Genomic DNA, 22573 nt, shown 5'->3' on the forward strand with positions numbered 1-22573 from the left:
CCACCCCCCTACTCAGCAGGAACGGCGACGACGACCTTGGCAGGACGCAACTCGACGTCGCCCAGGCGGTAGCCCACCTCGACGACCTCCAGCACGACGGTCTTCTCGACGCCCGGGGTGGGCTGCTGGAAGATCGCCTCGTGCTGCTGCGGGTCGAACTCGTCGCCCTTCTCGCCGTAGGAGACCACGCCGAGACGCTCGGCGACCGAACGGACCTTCTCGGCGATCGCGGCGAAGGGCGTGCCCTCCTGCAGATCGCCGTGCTGGGCGGCGCGGTCGAGATCGTCGAGCACGGGGAGCAGGCCCTTGGCGGCCTCGCCCTTCGCGCGCTGGATCTCGACGCCGCGCTGCTCCTCGGTGCGGCGGCGGTAGTTCGCGTACTCGGCCTGGAGGCGCTTGAGGTCGACGAGCAGGGTGTGCTCGGCGTCGGCGAGCGCCGCGTCCTCCGCGGCGTCCTCGGCGAGCGCGTCGTCGCTCGGCGCCGTGTTCAGGATGTCGTCGACCGTGAGCTCGTCGGCGTCCTGCGCGTCACCGGCCCCGGCCGCGGGGCCGGACGCGTTCGCGCCCGACCCCTGGCCGCCGACCTCACGGCCCTCTTCGGGCTCTTCGAAGTCCTTGGGATCCGTCATTACTTCTTCTCGTCCTCGTCGTCCACGACCTCGGCGTCCACGACGTCCTCATCGGACGCGGCGCCCTCGGCCGCCGGCTCGCCCTGCGGGGCGGAGGCCGCGTCGGCCTGGGACTGCGCGTAGATCGCCTCGCCGAGCTTCGTCTGCGACTGGTTCAGCTTCTCGAACGCGGTCTTCACGGCCTCGTCGTCCTCGCCCGCCAGTGCGGTCTTGAGCGCGTCGACGTCGGCCTTGACCTCGGTCTTCACGTCCTCGGGGAGCTTGTCCTCGTTCTCCGAGATGAGCTTCTCGATCGAGTAGGACAGCGTCTCGGCCTGGTTGCGGACCTCGGCCGACTCGCGGCGCTTCTTGTCCTCGGCGGCGTGCTCCTCGGCCTCGCGCACCATGCGGTCGATGTCATCCTTCGAGAGCGAGGATCCGCCCGTGATGGTCATCGACTGCTCCTTGCCCGTGCCCTTGTCCTTGGCGGACACGTGCACGATGCCGTTCGCGTCGATGTCGAAGGTGACCTCGATCTGCGGGATGCCGCGCGGAGCCGGCGCGATGCCGGTCAGCTCGAAGGTGCCCAGCGGCTTGTTGTCGCGGGTGAACTCGCGCTCGCCCTGGAAGACCTGGATCGCGACCGACGGCTGGTTGTCGTCGGCGGTGGTGAAGGTCTCGCTCCGCTTGGTCGGGATGGCCGTGTTGCGCTCGATGAGCTTGGTCATCATGCCGCCCTTGGTCTCGATGCCGAGGCTCAGCGGGGTGACGTCGATGAGCAGGACGTCCTTGCGCTCGCCCTTCAGGACGCCGGCCTGGAGGGCGGCGCCGACGGCGACGACCTCGTCCGGGTTCACGCCCTTGTTGGCCTCCTTGCCGGTCTCGCGCTTGACGAGCTCGGCCACGGCGGGCATACGGGTGGAACCGCCGACGAGCACGACGTGCGCGATGTCGCCGACCTTGATGCCGGCCTCGCGGATGACGTCCTCGAAGGGCTTCTTGGTGCGGTCGAGGAGGTCCTTGGTGAGGTCCTCGAACTTGGCGCGGGTGATCGTCTCGGAAAGCGACACGGGGCCGTTCTCGGTGAGCGACAGGTACGGCAGGTTGACGCTGGTCGACGTCGAGGAGCTGAGCTCCTTCTTCGCCTGCTCCGCGGCCTCCTTGAGGCGCTGCAGCGCGATCTTGTCGCCGGAGACGTCGACGCCGGTCGAGTCCTTGAACTGCTTGATCAGGTAGTCGACGAGGCGCTGGTCCCAGTCGTCGCCGCCGAGGCGGTTGTCACCCGCGGTGGCGCGCACCTGGATCGTGGAGAAGTCGTCGTCCTTGCCCACCTCGAGCAGGGACACGTCGAACGTGCCGCCACCCAGGTCGAAGACGAGGATGAGCTCGTCCTCCTTGCCCTTGTCGAGGCCGTAGGCCAGGGCGGCCGCGGTGGGCTCGTTGATGATGCGCAGCACGTTGAGGCCGCTGATCTCGCCGGCCTCCTTCGTGGCCTGACGCTCGGCGTCGTTGAAGTACGCCGGGACGGTGATGACCGCGTCGGTGACCGTGTCGCCCAGGTAGGCCTCGGCGTCGCGCTTGAGCTTCATGAGGATGCGCGAGGAGATCTCCTGCGGCGTCCACTTCTTGCCGTCGACGTCGAAGGACCAGTCGGTGCCCATGTGGCGCTTGACCGATGCGATCGTGCGGTCGACGTTGGTGACGGCCTGGCGCTTCGCGGTCTCGCCGACGAGCACCTCCCCGTCCTTGGTGAAGGCGACCACCGACGGGGTGGTGCGGAAGCCTTCTGCGTTGGCGATGACCTTGGGCTCGCCGCCCTCGAGGACGCTGACGACGGAGTTCGTCGTACCGAGGTCGATACCGACAGCACGTGCCATTTGTTTTCTCCTTCAGTCGGAAGTGCGGAAAAGTCTGCGCGGCCGCAGCCCCCGAGAAGGAACCCGGAAACCTGAGTCGCGATGGCTCAACGATACGCCGACCGTCAAGGGATGTCAACAAACTTGATATGACTCAACTCAACTTTTACGAAGGTCTCGGAACGCCGTCCCCGCGGGGATCCCCGTGGGGGGAACCGCCGGACCGGACTGCCCATCGACGCGGCATTCAGCTGATCCCTAAGATCGGCGTCATGACGACTCACTCGCGCACTGCGTCAGCCGCGCTCCGTCTCGGCGCCGTCGGCCTGCTGCTCGCCGCCGCCCTTCCGCTGAGCGCCTGCGGCTTCCCGTTCACCCCGTACGCCGGCGGCGCGAAGAACCTCGACGCCACGTCCGCCCCCGCGTCGACCGATGAGCCCTCCGCCGACGACCCCACCTCCTCCAGCACCCGATCGCTGCGCTTCGACGACCCGTCCCTGCCCGCGGGCAGCCACGTGGAGTGGTCGGACGGACTGATCGCCGACTCCCGCTGGACGGTCGACAAGCCCGATGACGGTAACGGCGGCTGGTCGTACGCCACGGTCGACGGCATCTGCGTCGCTCAGTTCTGGCAGGGCACCTCCTCGTCGACGGGCGCGAAGGACGACCGCGAGGCGAGCGATCTCATGCTGGCCGCGCTGACCGAGGCGACCGTCGCGGACGTGACCGCGGCCGCGCGCGACCTCGCACTCGAGAGCGCCTCCGACGGCGGCTACGAGATCGACTCGCGCGCGGTCCAGGGGCACAACGACGCCGCGACCTGGGTCATCCAGGCGAGGGTGTTCGAGAAGGCCGGATCCGGGCTGTACTTCATCCTGGACTGCACGGACGGAAGCGCCTCGACGGTCGCCGACGAGATCGTGGAGAAGAACCGGGTGCTGGTGTACTGAGCGGCGCTTCCGCGTCTCAGTGCGACCCTCCGGGAGGGCCGATCAGCAGCAGCACGGCGAAGAGGGCGGCGACCGCGGCGACGATGAGCAGCGCGAGCACCCACGGCCGGTGCAGGAACCAGCGCATGGTGCGGTCGTACCAGGCCGCGTCGCGCGGGTCGTCGGTCTGCTCCAGACGCCAGGCGCCGGCGAGACGTCCCGTGCGGTGCAGCCAGATCTCGGCGGGGATCGTGGCGTAGGGGACGATCGCGCTCGCGATCGCGACGACCGCGACGCCGACGCCCCAGCGCTGGTGGAACGCCAGCAGCACCGCGGTCGCGGCGTAGGAGAGGAACACGAAGCCGTGGATGGATCCGGCGATCGTGACGAGCACCGGAGGCAGGCCCGTGGCGCGGCCGACGAGCGCGCCGATCAGCAGGGTCCAGGTGATGGCCTCGGCGATCGCGAGCACGCGGAACAGGCGGGCGGGAGTGGTGAACACGGCTCTCCTCGGGTCGGGTGCTTCCAGCGTATGCAGCGGCCCCAGGGCGCCGCCTGCCCGGGGCCTCCACCTTTCGGACGGTTTCCGGCCGCCCTCGACAGGAGGCGACCCCGGCCCGTAGACTCGGCGGGCGCCGGGACCCGCCCGGGATCCGAGGGAAGGAGCTGACGATGAACGTCTCTGTTGTCGCGCCCTTCGCCCCCCTTCTTCCCTGAGGCCGCCCGCCCGACGCTTCCGCGAGCGGCCCCGACCCGGAGCCCCTCGTGATCCCTTCCTCCGCATCCCCGGATGCCTCTGCTTCTTTCTTCCTCTCCGCCGCCGACGACGACGATCTCGGTCTCTCCTTCGCCGATGTCGACCTGGCCGACGGGCAGCGCTGGACCACCTGGCCGACCGCGACGCCCACCGAGCGCGGGCCGGAGCCGCGCCCAGGCTGGGTGGTGACCTCGGCGGGCGCCGTCGACACCGAGCTCGGCATCCTCAAGACCGGCAAGGAGGCCGATGTCTTCCTGCTCGAACGGGCGGTGCCCGGCGATCCTGCTCAGCGCACCCTGCTCGCCGCCAAGCGCTACCGCAGCCCCGATCACCGCGCCTTCCACCGCTCCGCCGTCTACACCGAGGGGCGACGCACCCGGAACTCGCGGGACGCCAGGGCGCTCGCGCGCAAGAGCGAGCACGGCCGCGAGGTCGCCGCGGCGCAGTGGTCGTTCGCGGAGTTCGAGGCGCTGCGCCGGATGCACGAGCTCGGGGCGCCCGTGCCCTACCCGGTGCAGGTGACCGGCACCGAAGTGCTCATGGAGTTCATCGGATCCGCCGACGGTGTCGGCGCGCCCCGGCTCGCGCAGGTGCGGCACGACCCCGACCTGCTCGCCGAGCTGTTCGCGCAGGTCGGCGACCTCATGCGCGTGTTCGCACGTGCCGGGCTGGCCCACGGCGACCTCTCGCCGTACAACCTGCTCGTGCACGACGGCCGCGTGGTGGTGATCGACCTGCCGCAGATCGTGGACACCGTGGCGAACCCGCAGGGCCTGGACCTGCTGCATCGCGACTGCGTCAACGTGTGCGACTGGTTCGCCCGGCAGCGCCTCGACGTCGACGCCGAGGCCCTGTTCGGCGAACTGGTCGCGGAGTCGTTCGGGTGAGGGGGCCAGATTTCGACGTGTGAACCGCCGAGCGGACCGCGGCGGGCGGATCCGCATACACTCCGACCATGACCCGCCCCGCTCTGCTCGCCGTCTCGCACGGCACCGACGACGCGGCCGGCGCTGCCGCGATCGCCCTGCTCGTGCAGCGCGTCTCCGAGCGGCTGAACGGTGCGGGCGGGCCGCACTCGGCGTCGGATCCGTCGCGGGTCGAGGTGCGCTCCGGTTTCGTCGACGTGCAGCAGCCCGACGCCCCGACCGCCCTCGCCGCGGTCGACGGGCCGGTCGTGGTGGTGCCGCTGCTGCTGTCCCAGGGCTTCCACGTACGGGTCGATCTGGGGCGCGCCGTGGCCGCCCGCGCGGACGCGGTGGTGACGGATCCGCTCGGCCCCGATGCGCGCCTCGCGGAGGTGCTCGCCCAGCGGCTCGCCGAAGCCGGCGCCGCCGAGGACCCCGCGGCGCCGGTCGTGCTGGCGGTCGCCGGATCCCGCGATCCGCGCTCCCTTCCCGACGCGGAGGAGTCGGCACGCCTGCTGGCCGCGCGGCTCGGGAGCGCGGTGGTGCCCGCGTACCTCGCCGCGCGCGAGCCGCGCCTCGCCGACGCGCTGGACGCGCACCCCGGCTCCCCCGTCGCGACGTACCTCCTCGCGCACGGCTACTTCTTCGACGTGGCGGGGCGCATCACGGGATCCGGCCTGCTGACCGAACCCCTGCTGGACGACGGCGAGCCCCCGCAGCCGCTCGTCGACCTCGTGGTCGACCGCTATCGCGAAGGCGTCGCGCAGCTCGCCGCGCGCGCCTGAGACGGCGTGATGGCAGTCGTGGCGCCGTCCACCCGCGCTCCACGGCCGGGAGCCACGACTGGGATCGCCGTCGGATGCACGGGCCGGATCCGCACGGCGGGCGCTCCATTGAACCGCATCCACCCCGGAGGAAACTGGACCATGTCGAACAATGACGCTCCGTGTCGGAGGCGATGACACAGACGGGCGGATCCGGCGGGTGCGCACGTAGCGTGTCGGCATGTCTCCCGAACCGACCACCGCCGTGCCCGCCGCGCCCGTCCGCGGCGCTCGCACCCGCACCGCCCGCGTGCCCACCAAGCCGCACGGTCAGTGGGCCGTCGACGGCACGGAGCCCCTGAACGGCAACGAGGAGTTCAAGCTCGCCGACAACGGCCTGAACGTGCGCGAGCGGATCGAGGGCGAGTACGCGCAGGGCGGCTTCGCGTCGATCGACCCGACCGATCTGCACGGGCGGTTCCGCTGGTGGGGCCTGTACACGCAGCGCAAGCCCGGCATCGACGGCGGCCGCACCGCGACGCTGACCCCGGAGGAGCTCGAGGACGAGTACTTCATGCTGCGGGTCCGCATCGACGGCGGCCAGCTGACCACCGAGCAGCTGCGCGTGATCGGCGGCATCTCGACGGAGTTCGCGCGCGACACCGCCGACTTCACCGACCGGCAGAACATCCAGCTGCACTGGATCCGCATCGAGGACGTCCCCGAGGTCTGGCGCCGCCTGGAAGACGTCGACCTCAGCACCACCGAGGCCTGCGGCGACGTCCCCCGGGTGATCCTCGGATCCCCCGTGGCCGGGATCGCCGCCGACGAGATCATCGATCCGACGCCGCAGATCCGCGAGATCGTCGACCGCTTCATCGGCGACGAGACTCTCGCGAACCTGCCCCGCAAGTACAAGACCGCGATCACCGGGCACCCCAGTCAGGATGTGGTGCACGAGATCAACGACTGCGCGTTCGTCGCGTACGAGCACCCCGAGCTCGGCATCGGCTACGACCTGTGGGTCGGCGGCGCGCTGTCGACCGTGCCGCGCCTCGGCGAGCGCCTCGGCGCGTTCGTCGCACCCGAGCGCGTCGCGGAGGTCTGGCACGCGGTCACGCGGATCTTCCGCGACTACGGTTACCGCCGGCTGCGCAACAAGGCGCGGCTGAAGTTCCTGCTGGCCGACTGGGGCGTCGAGCGCTTCCGCGAGGTGCTCGAGACCGAGTACCTCGACTCCCCGCTGCCCGACGGCCCCGCCGCCCCGAAGCCCGTGGGACGCGGCGACCACGTCGGCGTGCACCGTCAGAAGGACGGCCTGTTCTACGTCGGCGCGGCGCCCGCCGTCGGCCGGGTCTCCGGCACGGCGCTCACGGCTCTCGCCGACCTCGCCGAGGAGCACGGATCCTCGCGGATCCGCACCACGCCGTACCAGAAGGTGCTCGTGCTGGACGTCGCCGAGGACCGTGTCGAGTCCCTGATCGCCGGGCTGTCCGCGATCGGGCTCGAGGCACGGCCGAGCCTGTTCCGCCGCGCGACGATCGCCTGCACCGGGATCGAGTTCTGCAAGCTCGCGATCGTGGAGACGAAGGTCAACGCAGCCCAGGCGATCGAGCAGCTCGAGGAGCGCCTGGGCGCGCTCGAGCCCGAGATCGGCCGGCCGATCACCCTGCACGTGAACGGCTGCCCGAACTCCTGCGCCCGGATCCAGACGGCGGACATCGGCCTCAAGGGCCAGCTCGTCACCATCGACGGCGAGCAGGTGCCCGGCTACCAGGTGCACCTCGGCGGCGGGCTCGCGAACGCCGACCGCGAGGAGGCGGGCCTGGGCCGCACGGTCCGCGGCCTGAAGGTGCCCGCCGACGGCATCGCCGACTACGCGGAGCGCGTGATCCGGCGCTACCTCGCCGATCGCGCCGACGCCGACGAGACCTTCGCCACCTGGGCGCACCGCGCCGACGAGGAGGCGCTGGTATGAGCACCGCCGTGGAGGTGCGGCCGGCCCGGCGCTCGCTCGACGAGCTGCGCGCCCTCGCCGAGCGCGGCGCCGCCGAGCTGCGCAGCGGATCCGCCGACGAGGCCTCCCCCGCGGAGGTCGTCGCCTGGGTCGCCGCGAACGTCTCCCCCCGCCTCGCCGCCGTCGCCTGCTCGATGGCCGACGCCGCCCTGCCGCACCTGGTGGCGGAGTCGATCCCGGGCGTCGATGTGCTGTTCCTCGACACCGGCTACCACTTCCTGGAGACGACGTTCACCCGCGACGAGGTCGCCCGCACGCTCGACGTGCGCATCGTCGACGTGAAGCCCGCGCAGACCGTGCGCGAGCAGGATGCGGAGTACGGCAAGGACCTGTTCTCCCGGGATCCGGCGCTGTGCTGCGAGATGCGCAAGGTCGCCCCGCTGCACCAGGCCCTCGGCGGTTACGAGGTGTGGTTCACCGGCGTGCGCCGCGACGAGGCCCCCACCCGGGCGAACACGCCGCTGATCACGTTCGACGAGCGCAACGGCCTGATCAAGGTCAACCCCGTCGCGAGCTGGTCGTTCGACGACCTCATCGCCTACGCGACCGCGCACGAGGTCGTCGTGAATCCCCTGGTCGCGAACGGCTATCCCTCGATCGGCTGCGCGCCGTGCACCAAGCCCGTCGCCGCGGGCGAAGACCCCCGCTCGGGCCGCTGGGCCGGGCTCGCCAAGACCGAATGCGGACTCCACGTATGAGCATCATCGACACCCTGCCCGCTCCCGCCGAGACCCTCGCCGGGCCCGACGCCGGTTCCCTCACCGGGCTCGACCTGCTCGAGGCCGAGGCGATCCACATCATCCGCGAGGTCGTGGCCGAGTTCGAGCGCCCCGTGCTGCTGTTCTCCGGCGGCAAGGACTCCGTGCTGGTGCTGCACCTCGCCGCCCGCGCCTTCGCGCCGGGCCGGATCCCGTTCCCCGTGCTGCACGTCGACACCGGGCACAACTTCGACGAGGTCATCCGCTTCCGCGACGAGACCGTCGAGCGGCTCGGGCTGAAGCTCGAGGTCGCGCGCGTGCAGGACTACATCGACGACGGCCGCCTCGCCGAGCGTCCGGACGGCACCCGCAACGTGCTGCAGACCCAGCCGCTGCTCGACGCGATCGCCGCGGGCAAGCACGACGCCGTGTTCGGCGGCGCCCGCCGCGACGAGGACAAGGCGCGCGCCAAGGAGCGCATCATCTCGCTGCGCGACGAGTTCGGGCAGTGGGATCCGCGCAACCAGCGCCCGGAACTGTGGAGCCTGTACAACGGCCGGCACACCCCGGGCAAGCACGTGCGCGCGTTCCCGATCTCGAACTGGACCGAGCTGGACGTCTGGCGCTACATCGCCCGCGAGCGGATCCCGCTCCCCCCGCTGTACCTGGCGCACGAGCGCGAGGTCTTCCGCCGCGACGGGATGTGGTGGGCGGTCAACGAGCACGCGCAGCCCCGCGAGGGCGAGCAGGTCGAGCGACGCACGGTCCGCTACCGCACGGTCGGCGACGCGAGCTGCACGGGCGCCGTCGAGTCCGACGCGTCCACCGTCGACCAGGTGGTCTCCGAGGTCGCCCGCTCCACGCTCACCGAGCGCGGCGCCACCCGCGCCGACGACCGGATCAGCGAGGCCGCCATGGAGGACCGCAAGAAGAACGGATACTTCTGATGAGCACGATAGAGCCCGCCCCCGCCGGGGTCGTTGAGCGAGCGCAGCGAGACGAAACGCGGCAGCCCGCGGGGAACCGCGTTTCGTCTCGGTCGGCTTCGCCGTCCTCGCTCAACGACCCCATCGTCGACCTCGGCGACACGACCCTGTTCCGGTTCGCCACGGCCGGATCCGTCGACGACGGCAAGTCCACCCTCGTGGGCCGGCTGCTGCACGACGCGAAGGCGATCCTCGCGGATCAGCTCGAGCAGGTGGCGCGCACCTCCGCCGACCGCGGCTTCGCGCACGGCGAGTTCGACTTCGCACTGCTCACCGACGGCCTGCGCGCCGAGCGCGAGCAGGGAATCACGATCGACGTCGCGTACCGGTACTTCGCGACCGATGCGCGCAGCTTCATCCTCGCCGACTGCCCCGGGCACGTGCAGTACACCCGCAACATGGTCACCGGATCCGCGACCGCCGACGCCGTGGTCGTGCTCATCGACGCGCGCAAGGGCGTCGTGGAGCAGACCCGGCGGCACCTCGCGGTGGTGTCGCTGCTGCGCGTGCCGCATGTGATCGTCGCCGTCAACAAGATCGACCTCACCGGCTTCGACGAGGCGCGCTACCGCGCCGTCGAGGAGCAGGCGCTCGCGGTCGCGGCGGAGCTGGGTCTCATCGACACGCATGTGATCCCGGTCTCGGCGCTGGAGGGCGACAACATCGTGGATCCGTCCGCGCGCACGCCCTGGTACGACGGCCCCACCCTGCGCGAGCTGCTGGAGACCCTCCCGGCGCGCCAGGCCGAGGAGGACGCCGCCTTCCGCCTCCCGGTGCAGACCGTGATCCGTCCGCAGGGCGGGATCTCCGCCCTCGTCGACGACGCGGAGGCCGACGACCTGCGCGACTACCGCGGGTTCGCCGGACGCGTGGCGAGCGGATCCGTGCGGGTGGGCGACCGTGTGCAGGTGTTCCCCGGCGGGCACGAGACGACGGTCACCGGAATCCGCGTCGCCGGTCGCGTGGCCGAGGCCGCGCATACCGCGCAGTCCATCGCGGTGACCCTCGCCGACGAGGTGGACGCGGCCCGCGGTGCGCTCATCGCGACCGCCGGCACCGTGCCGAGCGGTCACCAGGAGGCCGAGGTCGAGATCTTCCAGCTCGACGCGCGCCCGATCGCGCCGGGGGCGCGGGTGCTCGCCAAGCACGGCACCGCGACCGTGCAGGCGATCGTGGCCGAGGTGCTCTCCCGCCGCGACCTCGACACCCTCGCCCTGGAGGACGCCGCCGAGCTGGCCGTGAACGAGATCGGGCGGGTGCGGATCCGCTTCGCGTCGCCCCTGCCCCTGGAGCCGTACGCCGACGATCGGGAGGGCGGCGCCCTGCTGCTCATCCATCCGGTCGACGGAGCGACCCTCGCCGCCGCGACGGTCGTCGCGGCGGCATAGGACGGCGGAGCGAGACGAAACGCCGTCTTCCGCAGAGCGCCGCGTTCGTCTCGCCTCCGCGCGCTCGACGACCACAGAGACCACCCACCCCGAAGAACGCCTAAGGAGGCGACAGTGAATCGCAAGACCCGTATCGCAACGGCTCGTTACAGTGCGGCTTTGGCCACCCTCGGACTCGCGATGGCGATGCTCGCCGGCTGCGCCTCCGGTCAGGCCTCGGCGGCCGACAAGACCGAGAAGCTCGACACCGTGCGAGTCGGCTACTTCGCCACGGTCACGCACGCCCCGGCGCTCGTCGGCGTCGAGAAGGGCTTCCTGCAGAAGGAGCTGGGGAAGACCGCGCTCAAGACCGAGGTCTTCAACGCGGGCCCCGCGGCCATCGAGGCGCTCTCGGCCGGCGCGATCGACGCCACCTACATCGGCCCGAACCCGGCCATCAACTCGTACATCAAGTCGGCGGGCGCCTCGGTGCGCGTCATCGCGGGGGCCACCAGCGGCGGCGCGTCGCTCGTGGTGCGCGACGGCATCACCAGCGCCGCGGATCTGAAGGGCAAGACGCTGGCGACGCCGCAGCTCGGCAACACCCAGGACGTCGCGCTGCGCACCTGGCTCTCCTCGAAGGGGCTGAAGACCAGCATCACCGGCGGCGGCGACGTGAACATCACGCCGACCGACAACGCGCAGACCCTCGCCCTGTTCAAGAACGGGCAGCTCGACGGCGCCTGGCTGCCGGAGCCCTGGGCGTCTCGCCTGGTCGTCGAGGCCGGGGCGCACGTGCTGCAGGACGAGCGCGACCTCTGGCCCGGCGGGAAGTTCCCCACCACCGTGCTCCTCGTCAGCAAGGACTTCGCGGACAAGCACCCCGACGCCGTGAAGGAGCTCGTGGCCGGGCACCTGGATGCGCTCGACTGGATCGCGAAGAACCCGACCGAGGTCGGCACGGTCGTCAACGCCGCGCTGCAGAAGGCCACCGGCAAGCCCCTGGCCGACGACGTGCTGACGCCGTCGCTCGCGAACGTGTCGTTCTCGGCGGATCCGAACGCCCAGGCGTTCGCGACCCTCGTGAAGAACGGCGTCACCGCAGGCACGCAGACGAAGGGCTCGATCGACGGCCTGTTCGACCTCACGGCGCTCAACGCGGCGCTGAAGGAGCGCGGCGAGAAGGCCGTCGACGACGGCGGACTGGGCGCGAGGAAATGACCGCCCCGCTCGCGCCGAGCTTCGACGGGGTCACCCCGGTCCTGCCCGCTCCGGATCCGGTGGATCCGGCCGTGCGTCTCGCGCACGTCACGAAGCTGTACGGATCCGGCCCCGTCGTGCTGGACGACGTCTCGCTCGACATCGCACCGGGAGAGTTCGTCTGCCTGCTCGGCGCGAGCGGCTGCGGCAAGTCGACGCTGCTGAACCTCATCGCGGGCCTCGAGCCCGTCTCCGCCGGCACGCTCACCGCTCCGCCGGAGGGCGCCGCGGTGATGTTCCAGGATGCGGCGCTCATGCCCTGGCTGAGCGCGCGCCGCAACGTCGAGCTCGCCCTGCGCCTGCGCGGCGTGCCGCGCGCCGAACGCCGGGCGGAGGCGCTGCGCCTGCTGGGGATCGTGAACCTCGCCGACGCCGCGGACAAGCGCCCGCACGAGCTCTCCGGCGGCATGCGGCAGCGGGTGGCGCTGGCCCGCGCCCTCGCCCAGGACCGCCCGGTGCTGCTCATGGATGAGCCCTTCGCGGCGCTCGACGCCATCACGCGCGACCTGCTGCACGAGGTCCTCGAGAACGTGTGGCGCGAGACCGGCCGCACGATCGTGTTCGTCACCCACAACGTGCGCGAGGCCGCCCGCCTCGGCGAGCGCGTGGTGCTGCTCGGCAGCCGTCCCGGCCGGATCTCCCGCGAATGGCGCGTGGCGCGCACCCGCGGCCGGCGCATCGAGTCGCCCGAGGTGTCGGCGCTGGCCGCCGAGATCACCGTCGAGCTGCGGAAGGAGATCCGCCGCAATGCCTCTTGAGAACGCCGTCCCCGCCTCGGGGTCGTTGAGCGAGGACGCCCGCAGCCTCCCCTCGGGGTCGTTGAGCGAGGACGAGCGCAGCCTCTCCTCGGGGTCGTTGAGCGAAGACGAGCGCAGCGAGACCGAGACGAAACGCGGCCCCCTCGCAGGCGGCCGAGAGGGAACGTCGCACCCTCGCCAGAGCACCGCGTCTCGTCTCGCTCCGGCTGCGCCGGGGCTCGCTCAACGACCCCATGGAGAGCTCGAGGGCCTGGACCGTCTGCAGACCGTGGAGATCGGATCCGCATCCCGCACGCGCGAGCGCCTGCGCGCGGTGCTGCCGCCGGTCGGTCTGCTGGTGCTGCTGCTCGCCGCCTGGCAGCTCTACATCGTCATCGCCCAGCCGCGCCCCGACAAGGCGCCGAGCCCCGCGCAGGTGCTGGGCGCCCTCGGCGACGCCTGGCAGTCGGGCCGGCTGCAGGAGTCGGTGCTCACGAGCCTCGAACGCGGCGGCATCGGCTTCGTGGTCGCGATCGCGGTCGGCACCCCGCTCGGCCTGCTCCTGGCGGAGTGGAAGCTGCTCCGCCGCGCCGCGGGACCGCTGATCTCCGGGCTCCAGGTGCTGCCGTCCGTGGCCTGGGTGCCCGCGGCGATCATCTGGTTCGGTCTGTCGGATGCGACCGCGTACTTCGTGATCCTGATGGGGGCGATCCCCTCGATCGTGAACGGGCTGCTGGCCGGCATCGACCAGGTGCCGCCGCAGCTGCGCCGGGTGGGCACCGTGCTCGGCGCGGGCCGCCTGCAGGCGGCGACGGCGATCGTGCTGCCCGCGGCTCTCCCCGGCTACCTCGCCGGGCTCAAGCAGGGCTGGGCGTTCTCCTGGCGCTCGCTCATGGCCGCCGAGATCATCACGACCGGTGGATCCATCGGCTTCGGTCTCGGGACGATGCTCGACCAGTCCCGCGAGCTCGCGGATCTTCCCGGCGTGCTCGCGACCATCATCCTGATCCTGGCGATCGGCATCCTCATCGAGCTGGCGCTGTTCGCGCCGATCGAGCGGGCCGTGCTGCGCCGCCGCGGACTCCTGCTCGGAGGTGCCTGATGTCCTACGGAACCGTGACTCTGGTCGGAGCGGGCCCCGGCGACGCCGGCCTGCTGACGCTGCGGGGGCTCCGCGCCCTCGAACGCGCCGACGTGATCGTCGCCGATCGGCTCGGCGCGCGCGCCGTGCTCGACCAGCTCGCCGCCGAGGGCGTGGTCCTCACCGCCGAGGTGATCGACGTCGGCAAGACTCCGGGGCACCACCCGGTGCCGCAGCAGGAGATCAACGCGCTGCTCGTGCGGCACGCCCGCGCCGGCCGCGAGGTCGTGCGTCTCAAGGGCGGGGATCCGTTCGTGCTGGGCCGCGGCCGGGAGGAGTCGCTCTACTGCGAGGCCGAGGGCATTGCGGTGAGCGTCGTCCCCGGCGTGACCAGCGCCGTCTCCGTGCCCGCCGTGGCCGGCATCCCGCTGACGCACCGCGGCGTCGCGACGGCGTTCACCGTCGCGAGCGCGCACGATCCGATCGAGCAGCTGCCCGGCGGATCCGATCACACCGTCGTGCTGCTCATGGGCATCGGCACTCTCGCGCACACCGCCGGGATCCTCGCCCGCGGCGAGCGCGGCGCCGACTGCCCCGTCGCCATCGTCGAGGACGGCTACGGCGCCGCCGAGCGCGTCACCATCGGCACGCTCGGCACGATCGCCGGGCTCGCCGCCGTGCGCCAGGTGCGCAACCCCGCCGTCGTCGTGGTGGGCGACGTGGTGCGGCTGAGCCCCCACGCCGCACTTTCGGGGTCGTTGAGCGAGGACGCCGCAGGCGACCGAGACGAAACGCGGCACCCCCGCAAGAGCACCGCGTTTCGTCTCCCTCCGGCTTCGCCGGTGCTCGCTCAACGACCCCGGCAAGACATCCCGGCTGCGCCGGTGCTCGCTCAACGACCCCCTGCACACGCCCGATCCGACCGAAAGACCCTGCAGCCGTGACCGACCTCCACCCCTCCTCCCCGCTCCGCGTCGCGATCGTCGGCGCCGGTCCCGCCGGGATCTACGCCGGCAACATCCTGTCGAACGCGATCGCCGCCCGGTCCGACGGCAGCACGGTCGAGATCGACCTGTTCGAGTCGCTCCCCGCGCCCTACGGCCTCATCCGCTACGGCGTCGCCCCCGACCACCCGCGCATCAAGGGCATCGTGAACTCGCTGCACGAGATGCTCGACGCTCAGGGCGTCGACGCGGAACGTCGCACCATCCGCTTCCTCGGCAACATCGAGGTGGGACGCGACGTGTCGATCGACGAGCTGCAGGCCCGCTACCACGCCGTGGTGCTCGCGACCGGGGCCATCCGCGACGCCGCGCTGCGCATCCCCGGGGTCGACCTGCCCGGCTCCTACGGCGCCGCGGACTTCGTCTCGTGGTTCGACGGCCACCCCGACGTGCCCCGCACCTGGCCGCTCGTGGACGAGCAGGTCGCGGTGATCGGCAACGGCAACGTCGCCCTCGACGTCGCCCGCATCCTCGCCAAGCTGCCGCAGGACCTGCGCAGCACCGAGGTGCCCGACAACGTGCTCGCCGGTCTCGAGGCCTCCGCCGTCACCGACGTGCACGTGTTCGGCCGCCGCGGCCCCGCCGACATCAAGTTCACCCCGATCGAGCTGCGCGAGCTCGGCGAGGTCGCGGGCGTCGACATCATCGTCGACGACGCGGACTTCGCAGAGGTGGATCCGGCCGCGGCGGGGACCAACCAGCTGAAGATCATGCTGCGCACGCTGAACGCCTGGCGCGACCGTCCGGAGAACCGCGGCGAGAGCACGGGGGCGACCCGCCGCCTGCACCTGCACTTCTGGCACGCGCCGGTGGAGATCCTCGGATCCGACCGCGTCGAGAAGGTGCGTTTCGAGCGCACGGCGCCGAGCGAGGACGGATCCGTCTCGGGAACCGGCGCCTTCGTCGAGTACCCGATCACCGCCGTGTACCGGGCCGTCGGCTACTTCGGCTCGCCGATCGTCGACGTGCCGTTCGACGACCGGCGCGGCGTGGTTCCCAACGACGGCGGCCGTGTCGACGGCACGCCGGGAGTGTACGCGACCGGCTGGATCAAGCGGGGCCCGGTCGGCCTGATCGGCCACACCAAGTCCGACGCCACCGAGACCATCGCGAACCTGCTCGAGGACGCCGACGCCGGCCGTCTCGCCGACCCGACCGAGACGGCGGACATCCTCGACCTGCTCGCCGAGCGCGAGGTCGAGGTGACCACGTGGGACGGCTGGCTCGAGCTCGACGCGCACGAGCGCGCGCTCGGCGCCGCGCACGAGCACACCCGCGAGCGGGTCAAGGTCGTGCCGCGCGAGGAGCAGGTCGAGATCTCGCGCAGCGGGGCGCTCGCCCGATGACCTACGTGATCGCGCTGCCCTGCGTGGACGTGAAGGACCGCGCGTGCATCGACGAGTGCCCGGTCGACTGCATCTACGAGGGCGAGCGCTCCCTCTACATCCACCCCGACGAGTGCGTCGACTGCGGCGCCTGCGAACCGGTCTGCCCGGTCGAGGCGATCTATTACGAGGACGACCTGCCCGACGAGTGGAGCGACTACTACACCGCGAACGTGGCGTTCTTCGACGAGATCGGATCCCCGGGCGGCGCGGCGAAGGTCGGCGCCTACGCCTTCGACCACCCGCTGGTCGCCGCGCTCCCGCCCCAGGCTGACGGTCATGACTGACGACGTCTACGACGTGCTCATCGTCGGCGGAGGGCCCGCCGGGCTCTCCGCCGCGCTGAACCTCGCCCGCTCGCTCGCGCGCGTGCTGGTCGTCGACGCGGACCGGCCGCGCAACGCCGCGACCCTCGTCTCGCACGGCTTCCTCACCCGCGACGGGATCCCGCCGCATGAGCTGCGGCGCATCGCCCGCGAGGAGCTCGCCGCCTACCCGAACGTCACGATCCGCACCCGCGAACGCGTGTTCGAGCTCGCCGCGGACGGATCCGGCTTCGTCGCCGAGGTCGGCCGGCGGGCGCCGGAGGCCACGGTCCGCGCGCACCGCGTCCTGCTCGCCACCGGCCTGCGCGAGACCTTGCCCGAGGTCCCGAACCTGCGCGGCTTCTACGGCGTGAGCCTGTTCAGCTGCGCGGCCTGCGACGCCTGGGAGCTGCAGGGCCGCCCGCTCGCCCTCATCGGGGAGACGCCCGACCTCGCCGCACGCGCCCGGCTCATCGCGCGCTGGACGACCCGGCTCACGGTCTTCACGAACGGCTCCGATGCGGCCGACACCACGGAGGAGGCCGAGCTCGCGGCCGCCGGCATCGCCGTCGAACGCAGCCCGATCACCGAGCTGCACGGCGAGCGAGGAGCCCTCACCGCCATCAGCCTCGCCGACGGATCCCAGCACGCGGTCGAGGGCGGCTTCGTGCGCCCCGAGTGGGAGACCGACCTGTCGTTCCTGCCCGCGCTCGCGCCCGATCTCGACGCCCACGGCCACCTCGCCGCCGACCGCGCCGGCCGCACCAGCGTGCCCGGGCTGTACGCCGCGGGCGACGTGGCCTCGCCCGGACCGCAGCAGCTCATCGTCGCCGCGGGCGCCGGCGCCCGGGTCGCCGCGGTCATGATCCACGACTCGATCGGCGTCGCGACGGCGCACTGACGCACCCGGGAAACCCGGGCGCGTCAGTGCGGTGCGGAGCCGAGTCCGTCACTCAGCCCGTGCGGGAGAACGCCGAGGCGATCTCGCTGCCGGTGCGTCGTGCGAAGGTCACGGTGCGCAGCACGGACATGGCGCCCGGGTACTCGCCGTACCAGACGCCGGTGACGACCCCTGCGCCGTACAGGCCCGGGATCGCCGTGCCGCGGGGCGTGACCACGCGCCCCTGCAGGTCGATGCGGATGCCGCCGTAGCTGAACGTCGATGCCGTCGCGAGCGGATACGCGAAGAAGGGCGCCTCGGCGATCGGAAGCGCCCAGTTCGTCTTGTCGAACTCCAGCCCGCGCGTGTGCTTGCCGTCGAGGACAGCGGGGTCGAACTCGCCGTCGACGACGGCGTCGTTGAAGCGCGCGATCTCCTCTTCGAGGGCGTTCGGCGGGACCCCGATCAGCCCGGCCAGCTCGGCCAGCGTGTCGGCGCGGTACGGCTCAATGTCGCTCTGGTTGAGGAACCCCCAGCCCGGGATCCGGGCGGCGCGCGCATCGAAGACGAAGGACGCGGTCGCATCGTGGTCGCGCCACACCGACCACGCGAGCGGAGCGTTGAGCGCCTCGGGCGTCGCGGACCCCTCATCGACGAATCGGCGACCGCGGCCGTCCACGATCACTCCGAAGGGTATCCCGAAGATCCCGGCGTCCGGCTTGGACGTCCGTTCGTCGACGAGCTGGACGTGCAGCCGGTCGAACTGGCCCGCGGTCGCCGCGCCGAGCTCGGTCGCCATGCGCAGTCCGTCGCCGGTGTTGAAGCGGAGTCCGGGGACGACCGGACGGATGCGCCCGGCGCGCGGGCCGACGTACCGGGTGACCGCTTCCAGACTGCCTTCGAAGCCCCCGGTGGCCAGGACCACCGCGTCGGCGGCGATCCGGCGGGTGAGCCCGTCCGGGCCGCGCGCGGTCACGCCGTCCACCCGGCCGTCCTCGTCCGTCAGCAGCTGCAGCGCCTCGGTGTCATAGCGGATCTCCACGCCCGGGATCTCCTCGAGACGCGAGCAGAACGCCTCGACGAGGCTGGCTCCCCCGCCCACCATCGCGCCGTAGTCGTTCGCCATCGCGAACGGCGGGCGCTGATGCGTGATCTGCACGCCGTGATCCTCGAGCCACGCCACGGTCGCGGCGCCCTCCTGCTCGATCACCCGGAAGTACGGCTCGTCCACATCGGTATGCGACGCCAGGATCCGTTCGATGACTCCGGCGTCGACGACGCCCTCTCTATCGACGGTCACGTTGACCCAGGACCATCGCGTCGCTCCCCCGCGCTCGGCGCGCGGGGCACGCTCCACGAGGGTCACCCGCGGGGTGCGGCCCGAACGCTCGGCCTCCTCCAGGAACGACAGCGCGACGCTCAAGCCGCCGGCGCCGCAGCCGACGACGAGCAGGTCGACGGGCGCGGCCCCTTCCTCGGCGCTCATTCCGGCTCACCCCCGTCCGGCACGAACGCGAACACCCGGGCAGGCCCTGCGGTCCCGCCCACGAGCGGCAGCGGCGCGACGACGATCCAGGCTCCCGCCGCCGGCAGCGCGTCGAGGTTGCGCAACGAGGTCAGCCCGTACTTGTCGGATCCGAGCAGGTAGTAGTGGCCGGGACCGAACGCACCGGGGTCGTCCTCGGCATCGTCCGCCTCCGGACCGGCTCCCAGGCCGTCGATGCCGATGGCCTCGACGCCGAGGCCGGACAGATGCGGGTGCGCGGCGAGCCATTTGGCCGCCTTCAGGGTGAGACCGGGCCAGACGTTGTCGTTCAGGAAGCGTTCCGGATCCTCGCCGCGCGCGCTCCAGCCCGTCCGCACGAGGAGCCAAGTCCCCGGCTGCATCCGCCCGTGCTCCGCCTCCCAGTCCTCCAGGTCGGCCACCGTCACGAGATAGCCGGGGTTCTCGTCCACCGCCGCCGTGCGGTCGAGGACGGCAACGGGTCCGACGAGCCGGTCCGGCGGGATCTGGTCGACGGAACGCCCGTCGCGGCCGCTGATCCAATGTCGAGGGGCGTCGACGTGCGTACCGGCGTGCTCCCCGAGCGTGATGTCGCTCCACGACCAGCCCGGCCCGTGCTCATCGAAGTCGCTGACCGGGGTGAACGTCAGGCCGGCGGTCGGCGCGAAGGGCGCGGGCACCGGCACCACGGGCGTGGTCGGGCTCAGCGGCGTCGTCAGGTCGACGATGCGCGCGCCGAGGAAGGGGGTCGGGCTGGTCATGAGTTGTCTCCGTTCGGGTGTGTCGGATGGGGAGCCGGGGCATCGCCGGCGAAGTGCGGGAGGTACGCCCTGACTTCGACCTCGATGAGCATTCCCGGGCCGAGGAACTCGGCGACGTAGCCGCTGCCGACGAAGCCCCGCTGCGGGATCCGCTCCCGGAAGATCTCGTTCAGGGTGCCGAAGTCCTCGGCACGGGCCAGGGTCGCGTGCACCTCGTAGACGTGCTCGAAGCCGGCGTCCACCGCAGCCAGCACGATGGCGATGTTGTCGAACGCCAGGTCCGCCTGCGCACGGAAGCCCGCGGGCAGGCGCCGGTCCTCGACCGGGCCGGTCAGGTTCGTCAGCGCCGAGGTTCCGGACACGGTGAGCCACGGACCGATCCGCATCGCGCGGTCGAAGTGCCCGGCGGGCGGGGCGAGGTCCGACGGGTTGATCGCCTCGATGAACGGGCGGTCAGCGGGCATCATCACGGTTGCCTCCTCGGGGGCGTGATCGGGTGGGCGGAGGGGAGCGGACCGGCCTCGTCGACGACGGGCGTGCGCATACGGCCGAGACCGGTGATCTCGGCTTCGACGACGTCCCCCGGCTGCAGGAAGACCGGCGGGTCCTGTTCGAAACCGCACCCGGACGGGGATCCGGAGAGGATCACGTCACCCGGTTCGAGCGGGAGGCCGGCACTCACGAAGGAGATCAGCTCCGCGACCCCGGTGATCATGTCGGTCGCGCGCGCGTGCTGCCGCGCGGATCCGTTCACGCTCAGACGCAGGATCAGATCGACGGGCGCGGCCACCTCGTCGGCGGTGAGCAGCCAGGGTCCGAGCGGGCAGAACGTCGGAAAGCCCTTCGCCCGGGTGAGCTGCAGGGAGAGGGGATGCGCAAGACCCGCCCCGAGGGCGATGTCACGGGCGGACACGTCGTCGGCCACGACGAAGCCGGCCACGTGGGCGAGGGCGCGCTCCGGAGGGACCCGATGAGCGGCCGCGCCGATCACGATGCCGAGCTCGACCTCGTGGTCCAGAGCGGCGGTCTCGGGCGGGCGGACGATCTCGTCGTACGGGCCGCACACCGCGGACGGCGGCTTGAGAAACAGGACCGGATCCCCGGCGCGGGTGTCGAGGCCGGCCGCGTGCGACGGATAGTTCATGCCGACTCCGACGACGAGGCGCGGCTTCGGGATCGGCGCACCGATCCGGCGCGTCCCGAGCCTCTCCCGAAGCCGCTGCGCGGCCGGGCCGGCCAGCCACTCCGCGAGATCCGCGCGCCTGCTCACCAGGTCGCTCAGGTGACGGATCCGCACGCCGTACCGCGCGGCCAGGGCGCGCAGCGGGACGACGACCGCCTCGGGCGACGGCACGCCGTCTGATCCGTCGTCGTCGAGCAGGGCGAACGGCTCCTCGGCGCCGACAGGCCCCGCGCTCAGCAGCCGCATGCGCGGCCCCCGTCCTCATCGACCATGACTGCTCCCTCGTGCTGTCGTTTCGACGACACTAGGAGCAGGGTCCCCCCGACTTCGTCGGCGGATCACTGCGATTCAGGACCGGTTCTTGGTGGATTCCCCGAGGGACCGATCACCTCGATCGGGGGCACCCTCGCCCGCAGGCGACGGGCGGAGTCTCAGCGCGGCGGCCCGATCGACAGCATCGACAGCGCGAGGCCGTCGAAGCGCCGCGGGTCGTGGCCGGTCAGTTCCTGCCACCGATCCAGACGGTAGGCGACCGTGTTGGGGTGCAACTGCAGCGCGGCGGCGGCCGCGGCCAAGCTGAACCCCTCGTCGGCGAAGGCGCGCACCGCCTCGGCGAGACCGGGATGCTCCGCCGCCACCGCCTTCGCATCGCCGTACAGCGGGGTGAGCCGGGTGCGCGCGTCGACGAGCCCCGAGTGCAGCCACGCGCGTTCGAAGAACGACACCGAGTCCGGCCATGCGACGCGCAACGCCCGCTCGGCGTCGCCGATGCTCGTCTCGGCCCCGGAGACACCAGGCCGCTCCAGCCCGACTCCGACGCTCCCGCGACCGGGCAGCTGGCGGTGCACCTCCTCGGACACCGCCTCCGGGGAGGCGCCCTGGCAGAGCACGATCATCAGGGTGCCGTGAAGCCCCGCGTGATTCGTGCCGGGCAGCCGCGACAGCCCCTTCTGCAGCAACTCGAGGTCTCCCTCCACCCAGGGCCCCGCCTCGGTGCAGACCGCGCGGAAGAGGCCACCGGGCACGAATCCGAGCCGCCGCGCGTTCTCGACCGCATCGCCCTCCGCCGCGTCGCCCGCGCGGACGGATTCCAGCAGGCGCTGACGAAGCACGACCTGCCGCCCGTGCGCGCCCCCGCCCCCCGCGAACGCCTCGGCGACGTGCGCGCTCGTCTTCTGGATCCACGACCACAGGGGATCCGCCAGCTGCACCAGAGTGCTCGGCGCGATCCCGTCGACGTGCGACAACGCGTCCCACACATCCCGCCCGACCACGTGGAACGCGGCGAGCACGTCCTGCACGGGTATGCCGGCGGCCTCCCGGCGCAGCGCCGCGTAGCGGATCGCCCTGGCGTCCTCCGCCGAGAGGGATCCGTCTGCGGCGAGCGCGTGCAGGAGCGCCCTGATCGTGTCGCGCACGGTTGCACGGTGCGTCTCGAGCGGCACCAGGGCGTATCCGGCGATCTCGGCGCGCACATGGTCGGTCGTCTCGGCGGCGAGCGCGTCGAGCCCTTCCTCGACCTGTGCGCACGCGCGGTGCGCCGCGGTCCTCTTCCTCGTCGTCATGCCTCTCCCCGGGCGGCCGGC

Annotated in this window: 22 protein-coding genes; 14 read left to right on the forward strand and 8 right to left on the reverse strand. The window is 72.0% G+C overall.

Annotated elements, in window-relative coordinates:
• Nucleotides 1-8 precede the first annotated feature (8 nt).
• Nucleotides 9-629 (reverse strand): nucleotide exchange factor GrpE, encoded by a 621-nt coding sequence (locus WFJ17_RS01710; RefSeq protein WP_251443126.1) that lies wholly within the window; start codon nucleotides 627-629, stop codon nucleotides 9-11.
• Nucleotides 629-2485: a molecular chaperone DnaK gene (dnaK, locus tag WFJ17_RS01715; protein ID WP_251443128.1), complete on the reverse strand. Its 1857-nt coding sequence runs from the start codon at nucleotides 2483-2485 to the stop codon at nucleotides 629-631. Before dnaK ends, WFJ17_RS01710 begins: the two co-directional genes overlap by 1 nt.
• A 251-nt stretch (nucleotides 2486-2736) precedes the next feature.
• Between dnaK and WFJ17_RS01720 the strand changes: the two genes are divergently transcribed.
• The gene (locus WFJ17_RS01720) at nucleotides 2737-3414 is read left to right on the forward strand and encodes a hypothetical protein (protein WP_295032639.1); all 678 of its coding nucleotides are present in this window, start codon (nucleotides 2737-2739) and stop codon (nucleotides 3412-3414) included.
• 16 nt (nucleotides 3415-3430) lie between these two features.
• On the opposite strand, the gene WFJ17_RS01725 is transcribed toward WFJ17_RS01720, so the two are convergent.
• Nucleotides 3431-3895, reverse strand: a complete 465-nt coding sequence (locus tag WFJ17_RS01725; RefSeq protein ID WP_251443132.1) for a DUF3817 domain-containing protein — start codon at nucleotides 3893-3895, stop codon at nucleotides 3431-3433.
• A 263-nt stretch (nucleotides 3896-4158) separates the two neighbouring features.
• Between WFJ17_RS01725 and WFJ17_RS01730 the strand changes: the two genes are divergently transcribed.
• The 13 genes from WFJ17_RS01730 (at nucleotide 4159) to WFJ17_RS01790 (ending at nucleotide 17560) form a co-directional block, all read left to right on the forward strand.
• Nucleotides 4159-5037 (forward strand): serine protein kinase RIO, encoded by an 879-nt coding sequence (locus tag WFJ17_RS01730; protein WP_336647491.1) that lies wholly within the window; start codon nucleotides 4159-4161, stop codon nucleotides 5035-5037.
• 68 nt (nucleotides 5038-5105) lie between these two features.
• Nucleotides 5106-5840: a sirohydrochlorin chelatase gene (locus WFJ17_RS01735; protein WP_251443134.1), complete on the forward strand. Its 735-nt coding sequence runs from the start codon at nucleotides 5106-5108 to the stop codon at nucleotides 5838-5840.
• 220 nt (nucleotides 5841-6060) lie between these two features.
• Complete coding sequence (locus WFJ17_RS01740; RefSeq protein WP_251443137.1) at nucleotides 6061-7797, forward strand: nitrite/sulfite reductase; 1737 nt, start codon at nucleotides 6061-6063, stop codon at nucleotides 7795-7797.
• Nucleotides 7794-8534 (forward strand): phosphoadenylyl-sulfate reductase, encoded by a 741-nt coding sequence (locus tag WFJ17_RS01745; RefSeq protein WP_292882960.1) that lies wholly within the window; start codon nucleotides 7794-7796, stop codon nucleotides 8532-8534. Before WFJ17_RS01740 ends, WFJ17_RS01745 begins: the two co-directional genes overlap by 4 nt.
• Entirely contained in the window at nucleotides 8531-9481 is a 951-nt protein-coding gene (gene cysD, locus WFJ17_RS01750; RefSeq protein WP_251443143.1) for a sulfate adenylyltransferase subunit CysD, read from the forward strand. Before WFJ17_RS01745 ends, cysD begins: the two co-directional genes overlap by 4 nt.
• Nucleotides 9481-10908, forward strand: coding sequence for a sulfate adenylyltransferase subunit 1 (locus tag WFJ17_RS01755; RefSeq protein WP_336647492.1), 1428 nt, complete (start codon nucleotides 9481-9483; stop codon nucleotides 10906-10908). Before cysD ends, WFJ17_RS01755 begins: the two co-directional genes overlap by 1 nt.
• A 159-nt stretch (nucleotides 10909-11067) precedes the next feature.
• A complete protein-coding gene (locus WFJ17_RS01760; protein ID WP_292882951.1) occupies nucleotides 11068-12108 on the forward strand; it encodes an ABC transporter substrate-binding protein in 1041 nt (346 codons plus the stop codon).
• Nucleotides 12105-12905, forward strand: a complete 801-nt coding sequence (locus WFJ17_RS01765; protein ID WP_336647493.1) for an ABC transporter ATP-binding protein — start codon at nucleotides 12105-12107, stop codon at nucleotides 12903-12905. Before WFJ17_RS01760 ends, WFJ17_RS01765 begins: the two co-directional genes overlap by 4 nt.
• Nucleotides 12895-13986 (forward strand): ABC transporter permease, encoded by a 1092-nt coding sequence (locus WFJ17_RS01770; RefSeq protein WP_336647494.1) that lies wholly within the window; start codon nucleotides 12895-12897, stop codon nucleotides 13984-13986. The genes WFJ17_RS01765 and WFJ17_RS01770 overlap by 11 nt, the downstream gene beginning before the upstream one ends.
• A complete protein-coding gene (gene cobA / locus WFJ17_RS01775) occupies nucleotides 13986-14909 on the forward strand; it encodes a uroporphyrinogen-III C-methyltransferase (protein WP_251443153.1) in 924 nt (307 codons plus the stop codon). Before WFJ17_RS01770 ends, cobA begins: the two co-directional genes overlap by 1 nt.
• The gene (locus WFJ17_RS01780; protein ID WP_251443155.1) at nucleotides 14906-16315 is read left to right on the forward strand and encodes an FAD-dependent oxidoreductase; all 1410 of its coding nucleotides are present in this window, start codon (nucleotides 14906-14908) and stop codon (nucleotides 16313-16315) included. The genes cobA and WFJ17_RS01780 overlap by 4 nt, the downstream gene beginning before the upstream one ends.
• On the forward strand, nucleotides 16312-16641 hold the full coding sequence (gene fdxA / locus WFJ17_RS01785; protein WP_251443157.1) for a ferredoxin: 330 nt from the start codon (nucleotides 16312-16314) through the stop codon (nucleotides 16639-16641). The genes WFJ17_RS01780 and fdxA overlap by 4 nt, the downstream gene beginning before the upstream one ends.
• Nucleotides 16634-17560, forward strand: coding sequence for an NAD(P)/FAD-dependent oxidoreductase (locus WFJ17_RS01790; RefSeq protein ID WP_336647495.1), 927 nt, complete (start codon nucleotides 16634-16636; stop codon nucleotides 17558-17560). Before fdxA ends, WFJ17_RS01790 begins: the two co-directional genes overlap by 8 nt.
• A 52-nt stretch (nucleotides 17561-17612) precedes the next feature.
• Here the strand turns inward: WFJ17_RS01790 and WFJ17_RS01795 are convergent, their stop codons facing one another.
• The 5 genes from WFJ17_RS01795 to WFJ17_RS01815 all read right to left on the reverse strand — a co-directional run bounded on the left by WFJ17_RS01795 (nucleotide 17613) and on the right by WFJ17_RS01815 (nucleotide 22552).
• Nucleotides 17613-19025 (reverse strand): FAD-binding protein, encoded by a 1413-nt coding sequence (locus WFJ17_RS01795; RefSeq protein WP_336647496.1) that lies wholly within the window; start codon nucleotides 19023-19025, stop codon nucleotides 17613-17615.
• Nucleotides 19022-19804, reverse strand: coding sequence for a cyclase family protein (locus tag WFJ17_RS01800; protein WP_251443167.1), 783 nt, complete (start codon nucleotides 19802-19804; stop codon nucleotides 19022-19024). Before WFJ17_RS01800 ends, WFJ17_RS01795 begins: the two co-directional genes overlap by 4 nt.
• Nucleotides 19801-20271: a RidA family protein gene (locus WFJ17_RS01805; protein WP_251444354.1), complete on the reverse strand. Its 471-nt coding sequence runs from the start codon at nucleotides 20269-20271 to the stop codon at nucleotides 19801-19803. Before WFJ17_RS01805 ends, WFJ17_RS01800 begins: the two co-directional genes overlap by 4 nt.
• Nucleotides 20271-21233, reverse strand: a complete 963-nt coding sequence (locus WFJ17_RS01810; RefSeq protein WP_251443171.1) for a fumarylacetoacetate hydrolase family protein — start codon at nucleotides 21231-21233, stop codon at nucleotides 20271-20273. The genes WFJ17_RS01805 and WFJ17_RS01810 overlap by 1 nt, the downstream gene beginning before the upstream one ends.
• Nucleotides 21234-21418: 185 nt before the next feature.
• Nucleotides 21419-22552, reverse strand: coding sequence for a PucR family transcriptional regulator (locus tag WFJ17_RS01815; RefSeq protein ID WP_251443174.1), 1134 nt, complete (start codon nucleotides 22550-22552; stop codon nucleotides 21419-21421).
• Between the last annotated feature and the right edge of the window lie 21 nt (nucleotides 22553-22573).

The sequence above is a fragment of the Microbacterium sp. MMO-10 genome (assembly GCF_037148715.1).
In the GTDB taxonomy this organism is placed as follows: Bacteria; Actinomycetota; Actinomycetes; order Actinomycetales; family Microbacteriaceae; genus Microbacterium.